We start from the raw sequence: 7,587 nt of genomic DNA, 5'->3' as shown, positions 1-7,587 counted from the left end.
CGGCTTTTGAAACTATCACGGCGGTTATCCGGGAGCTGGAATATCATCAGTCGTTTGTGATTGGAAAAGATGGCGTGATTGCTCCAGATGCAGCGTATCTTTAATCCACAAAACTGATAATTTCCGAACGAAGGGAGGAGATCCGATGATAAAACAAATGGACGAGATGGTATCCGGCCTAAAAGCCACGCGGCGCAGGGCCGGCCGGATTGCAAAGTACTGGGGTAAGGGCATGGTGAAGATTGTGATCGCGGTCACACTGCCGATATGGCTGATTCCGTATCTGATATGGAGGAAACGCCATGGATAGAAAAGAAGAACATGCAATGGCCCTTCAGGCGGCGCGGGCCAGGGCGGCTAAGCAGGAATACATACTGAAAGGACCCAGACCAGAGACACACAGCGCGACGATGCCGGCATACTGTTACACGGCAGCGTGTTCGGATCCGAAGTTGAGGGAGCCGATCTGGAAGCGGTACAGACGTCAGTCGAGTATCCGAGCTGCAAAGGTTGAGAAGATCTGCCTGATCTGCCGGAAGCGTTGGCCGGCGGGGTGCAGGCGGAAGAACTGTGATTGTGAGGGGCAGGGGCATTTGTATGCGATTGGAGCTTATAATCATCCGAGGATAGGAGGTGGAGCCGGTGGACATAAAAATAACCAGAAAATTGCTGGACGAATACCGGGAAATAAAAAGAAAGCGGATAATTCCACTTCTCGAATTGGAACTTGAGGAAATGAAGCAGGGTGACAATGGATTTGGGAATAGTACAGTATTTGATTATCGGGATGGTTATCCGAGGCCGCAGAGTGTTGTGGGATTCGATTGGGATCTTTACGAACACCGGGAGAAGGCGCTGGCAGTCAAAAAGGCTAAGGTGCAAGCGGTCGAGAAATGGATCAGCGTAATTGAAGACGGACAGACGCGGTGTGTATTTAAAATGTATTATACCGATGGAATGAAGTGGGAGAAGATAGCTGCAAAGACTGGATACAGCAAGAGCCCAGACTATCCGAGAAAAATGATAAGGGATACATATTTAGATAAGTGTAAAATTAAATAAAGTTATCCGTACTATCCGCACAATCCGTGAGATAATACAATTAGGCCAAAGGGCGATAACCCAACGGCCCCTCCCCCAATTGACGGCCGCCGGCTTTCATCGGTCGGTGGCTGATTTATCCTTCATAATTCATGTTTCCTCCTAAGAAGCACCTGTCGCAAGATGGGTGTTTTCTTTTGACATATTTTGGTGTATGATGGAGAAAAAAAGGAGTACTGATTATGTTCTATCATGGGAATGATATTAATTCAGAATGTGTCAACGGTTATAATGTTGTAAGTAATTTAGAATGCGATATAAATAAAGGCATTAAAGTTTATAATGGAGAAAATGAAATTGCACATATAGATATACGTATGATTGATAAAGATGTAATAAAGATTGCTGAAATTGGTGTTAGTGAAAACAATCGAAGAAATGGGATAGGTAAATATTTAATAGCACAAGTATTGTTTTGGGCGGAAAGAAATGGCATTGAAAGTATACAGATAAAGCCGGATACATATCGAAGTGTGGAAGTAGCTAAGTTAGCAAAATGTATGAATCAAGAACAATTAGAAGCCTTTTACAACAAATTTAGTTTTATTTCAAAAGATAAAACTACTAGAAAACTGACAATTATTTAATAACCCTAAAGAGATGGCCCCGGCTGTCTCTTTTCTTATACCCAAAAACGAAACGAATGAGAGGTGGTGGTGATGGCAAGGCCGAGAAGCCCGAACAGGGACAAAGCCTGTGAATTATGGCTGAAAAGTGGAAAGAAACGTCCACTGAAAGATATAGCGGCGGAGCTGAAAGTATCAGAGGAACAGATCCGCAAATGGAAGAATCAGGATAAGTGGGCTAAAGTAACGTTACCTAATGCGAAAAGTAACGTTACCAATCGTAAAGGCGGGCAGCCGGGGAATAAGAATGCTGTCGGCCACGGCGGCACCGGACCGCCGGGAAACAAGAATGCAGTCACTACGGGAGAGTTTGAAACTCTCTTTTTTGATACCTTGGAAGACGACGAGAGGCTGCTGATCGGCATGATCCAGCCAGATAAAGAGAAACTGCTTCTTCAAGAGATCCAGCTCCTGACAGTCCGGGAGCGCCGGATGCTGAAACGAATTGAAGATTTACGGGATTGCGATTTCACGACAGTTAAAAAGAAAAAGGGAACAGAAAAAGATAAATGGACAGATTTAAAAGAGGATCAGGCAGTCCTGGGGCAGATCCAGTCCATTGAAGATGCATTGACCCGTGTTCAGGGCCGAAAGCAACGAGCAATTGAGTCCCTGCATAAATTCGGTTTTGATGATGCACGCCTGGAAATTGAACTTATGAAGGTGGAGCTGGCAACTCTGAAAATTGGAGGCCAGGAAGCAGGGCAGGAAGATGATGGGTTCCTGGCAGCACTGAATACAGAAGCCGAAAGTCTTTGGGAGGCAGGAGCCGATGACAATTAAAGAGCATATTGCCAGTATGAAGGAGAAACTGGCTCGGCTGAAAGAAAAGCGGGGAATTCTCACAAAAGTACAGACTTTCAAGTTCCAGCCATTTTCACAGAGACAGAAACAGATTCTTACCTGGTGGCTGCCTGACAGCCCGGTGAAGGATTATGACGGTATTATCGCCGATGGCGCTATCCGGTCGGGTAAAACCGTCTGCATGTCCCTGTCCTTTATATTCTGGGCGATGAGCACATATAACGGTCAGAACTTTGCCATGTGCGGCAAGACCATTGGCTCCTTCCGGCGTAACGTTCTCTTTTGGCTGAAACTGATGCTAAAAAGTCGTGGATATCGGGTATCAGATCATCGGGCTGATAATCTGGTGGAAATCAGCCGCGGCCAGATAACGAACTACTTTTATATCTTTGGTGGCAAGGATGAGCGCAGCCAGGACCTGATTCAGGGTATCACACTGGCCGGCCTCTTCTGCGATGAGGTGGCCCTGATGCCGGAGTCCTTTGTCAACCAGGCAACCGGCCGGTGCTCGGTTACTGGTTCGAAGTACTGGTTTAACTGCAATCCGGACGGCCCATATCACTGGTTCAAGGTCAACTGGATTGATAAGGCCATCGGTTATCTTGGTAAGGAAAAAGTGGCAAAAATCCGGGAAGACGCAGCTAAGACAGGGGCTGATCCGGCGCTCAAGAAACTGCTGTATGTCCATTTTACGATGGATGACAATCTGAGTTTATCGGAGGAGATTAAGGCCAGATACCGCAGTATGTATACCGGGGTATTCTTCAAGCGGTATATCATGGGCCTGTGGGCAATGGCCGAGGGCATTATCTATGATATGTTCGACCCTGCCCGAAATGCAACGGACGCAGAAGCGCTGGCGGTGTCCTATAAGGCAAAGACAGGACATGATTTCTGGACAGATGAGCGGTACGTCAGCTGCGATTACGGAACCCAGAACCCTACGGCCTTCTTGTTGTGGAATAAGGCTGCCGATAAGAAATGGTACTGCCGGCGGGAATATTACTACTCAGGCCGCGACAAGGGGAGGCAGAAGACGGATAAGGAGTTCTCCGATGACCTGACAGCCTGGCTTGACGGTATTGCAATTAAGGCAGTTATTCTGGATCCGGCAGCTGCCAGCTTTAAGGCTCAGCTGGAGAAGGACGGTTATAAAGTAAAAAAAGCAAAAAATGATGTTTTGGACGGAATCCGGTTCGTGGCCACGCTGCTGCTTCAGGGTTCCATTTTTATTGATTCCTCCTGTGACAACCTGATTAAGGAATTTGCTTCCTACATCTGGGATGCGAAAGCCGGGGAGCGCGGAGAGGATAAACCAGTAAAGGAACACGACCATGCATTAGATGCTCTGCGGTATTTCTGCATGAGCATAATTAAGAATCGAACAGGGATACGAATTATGAAATAGAGGTGAGAAAAATGGAAATGGAAGTTGTAAAAAAATTGATTAAGAAGTATACGGCGGGGCATGGTGCTTTTCTTGCCGAGGCCGATACTGCGGATCGGTATTACCGGAATCAGACGGATATCTTGCTGGAGCCGCTTAAGAAAAGAGAAGCAGAGCAAGGGGAGAACCCGCTGCGGAATGCAGATAACAGGATCCCCCTCAACTTCCACGGTCTCCTGGTCAATCAGAAGGCGTCCTATATGTTTACGGCACCACCTTTGTTCGATCTGGGTGATAAAGCATCTAATAAAGCATTGACGGCATTTCTGGGGGATAAGTATGCTAAGACTTGCAAGGATCTCTGTGTAGAGGCTTCCAACGCTTCTGTGGCATGGCTACACCTATGGAAGGACAAAGCGAGCGGGCAGTATAAGTATGCCATAGTGCCATCAGGACAGGTGATTCCAGTGTGGAGTAATAATCTGGAGAGAGAGCTTAAAGGAGCATTACGCTGCTATCACGATATCACAGACGACGGACAAGAACTGGACGTCTACGAATACTGGAATGATACGATCTGTCAGGCGTACGCAATTGAAGCTGGGGGCGTAATTGACACCGGGCTGATGCCGTACAATTCGTTTACACTGATCGACACGGCAGGAAACAGCAACCTGGTTAACGAGTTTAAGCATGATGTCGGTGAGGTTCCTTTCTTCCCATTCTTCAACAACAACATTGACACGGGCGATCTGGACAACATCAAGCCACTGATCGACGTGTACTGCAAGGTGTTCAGCGGTTTCGTCAATGACCTAGAAGATATTCAGGAAGTTATTTTTGTGCTTACCAACTATGGTGGCGACGATCTGGGCCAGTTCCTCCGGGAACTGAAGGACTACAAAGCAATTCAGATCGAGAATGAAGGCGGGGAGGACAAGTCGGGAGTTTCCACCCTAACGATTGAGCTGCCGGTGGAGGCCCGCAAGGAGCTGCTGGCTACGACCCGGAAATGTATTTTTGAACAGGGGCAGGGTATTGATCCGGACCCGCAGAATTTTGGTAACAGCTCAGGCGTGGCCCTGGGCTTTTTATATTCCCTCCTGGAGCTTAAATCAGGCCTGATGGAGACAGAATTTAAACTGGGCTTTGGCCGGTTTATCCGGTGCGTCTGCCGGTTACTGAATATCAAGATCAAAGACGACACAATCGTTCAGACATGGACACGTACCAGTGTCAAGAATGATCTGGAGCTCTCCCAAATTGCCCAGCAGTCAAGGGGAGTGATCTCTGATGAGACTATCGTATCAAAACACCCGTGGGTCGAGGATCCGGAAAAAGAAATGGATATCCTCAATAAGCAGAAGGAAGTAGAAACAGAGGCCCACCGGGAGATCTCCGAGATGTTCCCTTCTGCGGATCCGGACGAAAAGGCCCCAGGTGGCAAGGGCGGTGATGAGTAATGGGCTATTGGCAGACACGACAAGAAGCCATATACAAAGCGGGAGAGATGCAGGTAAACCAATACTATGCAAAACTGGAGAAAGCCTTTAATCAGACGCGCCGCGAACTGCAGAAGACCATAGAAGCTTTCTACTTCGAATACGCGGAAGAGAATGGCCTTTCTTATGCAGCGGCACAACGCCAGTTATCTATGGCAGAGATAGGTAATCTGCGGGACTTTATTGATTTGGCCATGGAAAACATCGGGAAGTATAATCAGACTGTCAACAACATGTCTATCAAGGCCAGAATCACACGGTATCAGGCGCTTGAAACACAGGTGGACGCTATGCTCCGTCAGTTGTATGCGGTTGATTACCAGGCTGCGGCAGAGCAGACCATGAAGGAGGTCTATAAGGATACCTATTACCGAACATGGTATAGCATCGATCAGTACCATGGCTTTCACGCTGCATTCGCCCAGGTAGATCCACACGCGGTGGAGAAGCTGCTGGAGTACCCTTTCAACGGCGCCAGTTTTTCCAGCCGGCTCTGGAAACAGAAGGATCATCTTAAGACCCAACTCATGGAATCGCTCACAACCATGATGGTCCAGGGGAAGAGTCCGCAGGCCCTGACCAATGACTTTGCCAAAAAGATGAATGCTAAAAAGTTCGATGCTTACCGGCTGCTCCATACAGAGAGTTCGTTCCTGATGAGCGAGGCCACCCATGCCGGGTACAAGGAGGACGGCGTAGAGAAATACCAGATTCTGGCTACGCTGGACAGTAAGACCTGTGATATCTGCGGCGATAAGGACGGTAAGATTTATGAGGTGGGAAAAGAGATTACTGGCGAAAACATGCCGCCGTTCCACTGCTTCTGCCGTTGTACTGACGTGCCTTATTATGACGATGATGATCTGTCCGGTGAGTTACGGGTGGCCAGGGATCCCGAGACGGGGAAGACTGTGGAGGTTCCGGCTGATATGACGTATAGAGAATGGAAACAGAAGTATGCAGAAGACAAAACAGTAGGAAAACAGGAAAAAACAGAGTATCTGGTCAGAAATAACAAAGCGGCTGGAAATACAACAAGGGAAAGATTGACAGCCAATGAGGCGATTGCATCAGTTCCACCAAAGGTACAGAAGCAGATCCACTCAGGCACGGTTATTGATGTCGGCCAGATTGGCTCTAGCCAGTATGACTATACTCGTGATATACTGTATGTGGCAAAAGGAGCGGAAACAGAAGATGTTGTTCATGAAATAGGGCATTTGGTAGAGAATAAGATGATGAACTTCGAGAAAATATCTCAGATCAGGAAAAAGATAATAGGCGAAGTTGATATTTGGGATATAAAAACGGAGACCTATTATGATAATGAGGGAAATCCAGTCGATATATTTCTATTGGAAAAAGATGGGCTTGTATCTCCGTATCAAGGGAGGATATATGCCGAAACGGTATGGGACGCATTTGATAGCGAGGGTAACTTTCGTGATGAATTGATGATGGAGTTTGTGTCAGAGCCGTTCCGGGAATATATTGCAAATCCAGAAATGGTTAAAAGCAAATGTCCAGAGCTCTATGATTTAATTGAGGAGGCGGTGAAATGAATCTGAAAGAAGAATTGTTAAAAATCACCACATATGAGGAGTTTGACCGACGCAGAGAAGAATTTCGCGGATTAAAGATGGATGAAGATGTAAAGAACCATCTTTCCAAGATTTTTCCAAAGTGTTATGTAGGGAAGGAAGAACTCTATAAGACGCAGCCACAGCCAGGGAAAAAGAAAATCATAGGCCGTTGAGTAAAGAGTGCCAGGGTTATAGATACCCTGGTATTTTTATGTCTGAAGGGAGGAACAATGGTAAACATGTTTGAAATCAAATTGTCAGATGGAGAAAAAATTATTATAAAAAGCGAACGGGATGCAGTCGCATTGGCTGATTGGATAGGTGATTGTTGCCAAAATTATATAGAGTTTATATGCGCAACACAACAAAACGATAAGCCCATTATTCTGAGAGTCAGCGAGATAAGTACCATTACTGAGATATAAACACACAGGAATCTCCTGGGTGTTATTTTTTCGCCTTTTTTGGTATCCCAGGCGCAAAAGAGGGAGACATCACCGGCCACGACCGGGATAACAAGTGAAGATGAATCGAAAGGAGCAAGGGATCATGAAGAAAGAAGAGTTAGTAGCAAAGGGATTATC

9 protein-coding genes are annotated in these 7,587 nt (G+C 46.7%); all 9 read left to right on the top strand.

What is annotated here, in order from left to right; genetic code table 11:
• Positions 1-145: 145 nt before the first annotated feature.
• The 9 genes from H8S75_RS31880 to H8S75_RS31840 all read left to right on the top strand — a co-directional run bounded on the left by H8S75_RS31880 (position 146) and on the right by H8S75_RS31840 (position 7,428).
• Positions 146-310, top strand: a complete 165-nt coding sequence (locus tag H8S75_RS31880; RefSeq protein ID WP_187024908.1) for a hypothetical protein — start codon at positions 146-148, stop codon at positions 308-310.
• Between the two features lie 332 nt (positions 311-642).
• Positions 643-1,062, top strand: a complete 420-nt coding sequence (locus H8S75_RS31875; RefSeq protein WP_320988039.1) for a hypothetical protein — start codon at positions 643-645, stop codon at positions 1,060-1,062.
• A 221-nt stretch (positions 1,063-1,283) separates the two neighbouring features.
• Positions 1,284-1,688: a GNAT family N-acetyltransferase gene (locus H8S75_RS31870; protein WP_187024907.1), complete on the top strand. Its 405-nt coding sequence runs from the start codon at positions 1,284-1,286 to the stop codon at positions 1,686-1,688.
• Between the two features lie 72 nt (positions 1,689-1,760).
• Positions 1,761-2,510, top strand: coding sequence for a phage terminase small subunit (gene terS, locus H8S75_RS31865; protein ID WP_187024906.1), 750 nt, complete (start codon positions 1,761-1,763; stop codon positions 2,508-2,510).
• Positions 2,500-3,939: a PBSX family phage terminase large subunit gene (locus tag H8S75_RS31860; RefSeq protein ID WP_243270552.1), complete on the top strand. Its 1,440-nt coding sequence runs from the start codon at positions 2,500-2,502 to the stop codon at positions 3,937-3,939. The genes terS and H8S75_RS31860 overlap by 11 nt, the downstream gene beginning before the upstream one ends.
• An 11-nt stretch (positions 3,940-3,950) precedes the next feature.
• On the top strand, positions 3,951-5,381 hold the full coding sequence (locus tag H8S75_RS31855) for a phage portal protein (RefSeq protein WP_187024905.1): 1,431 nt from the start codon (positions 3,951-3,953) through the stop codon (positions 5,379-5,381).
• Between the two features lie 47 nt (positions 5,382-5,428).
• Positions 5,429-6,982 (top strand): minor capsid protein, encoded by a 1,554-nt coding sequence (locus H8S75_RS33000; protein WP_243270551.1) that lies wholly within the window; start codon positions 5,429-5,431, stop codon positions 6,980-6,982.
• Positions 6,979-7,176 (top strand): hypothetical protein, encoded by a 198-nt coding sequence (locus H8S75_RS31845; protein ID WP_156832404.1) that lies wholly within the window; start codon positions 6,979-6,981, stop codon positions 7,174-7,176. Before H8S75_RS33000 ends, H8S75_RS31845 begins: the two co-directional genes overlap by 4 nt.
• Positions 7,177-7,242: 66 nt before the next feature.
• Positions 7,243-7,428, top strand: a complete 186-nt coding sequence (locus tag H8S75_RS31840; protein WP_187024904.1) for a hypothetical protein — start codon at positions 7,243-7,245, stop codon at positions 7,426-7,428.
• Positions 7,429-7,587: the final 159 nt, after the last annotated feature.

Origin of the sequence: Hungatella hominis (genome assembly GCF_014288005.1) — a bacterium.
Taxonomy (GTDB): domain Bacteria; phylum Bacillota; class Clostridia; order Lachnospirales; family Lachnospiraceae; genus Hungatella; species Hungatella effluvii.
This window is presented reverse-complemented; position numbering and strand designations above follow the sequence as displayed.

Coding starts and splice junctions, on each gene's coding strand:
- H8S75_RS31880 (WP_187024908.1), top strand. CDS start 146: ATGATAAAACAAATGGACGAGATGGTATCCGGCCTAAAAGCCACGCGG.
- H8S75_RS31870 (WP_187024907.1), top strand. CDS start 1,284: ATGTTCTATCATGGGAATGATATTAATTCAGAATGTGTCAACGGTTAT.
- terS (WP_187024906.1), top strand. CDS start 1,761: ATGGCAAGGCCGAGAAGCCCGAACAGGGACAAAGCCTGTGAATTATGG.
- H8S75_RS31860 (WP_243270552.1), top strand. CDS start 2,500: ATGACAATTAAAGAGCATATTGCCAGTATGAAGGAGAAACTGGCTCGG.
- H8S75_RS31855 (WP_187024905.1), top strand. CDS start 3,951: ATGGAAATGGAAGTTGTAAAAAAATTGATTAAGAAGTATACGGCGGGG.
- H8S75_RS33000 (WP_243270551.1), top strand. CDS start 5,429: ATGCAGGTAAACCAATACTATGCAAAACTGGAGAAAGCCTTTAATCAG.
- H8S75_RS31845 (WP_156832404.1), top strand. CDS start 6,979: ATGAATCTGAAAGAAGAATTGTTAAAAATCACCACATATGAGGAGTTT.
- H8S75_RS31840 (WP_187024904.1), top strand. CDS start 7,243: ATGTTTGAAATCAAATTGTCAGATGGAGAAAAAATTATTATAAAAAGC.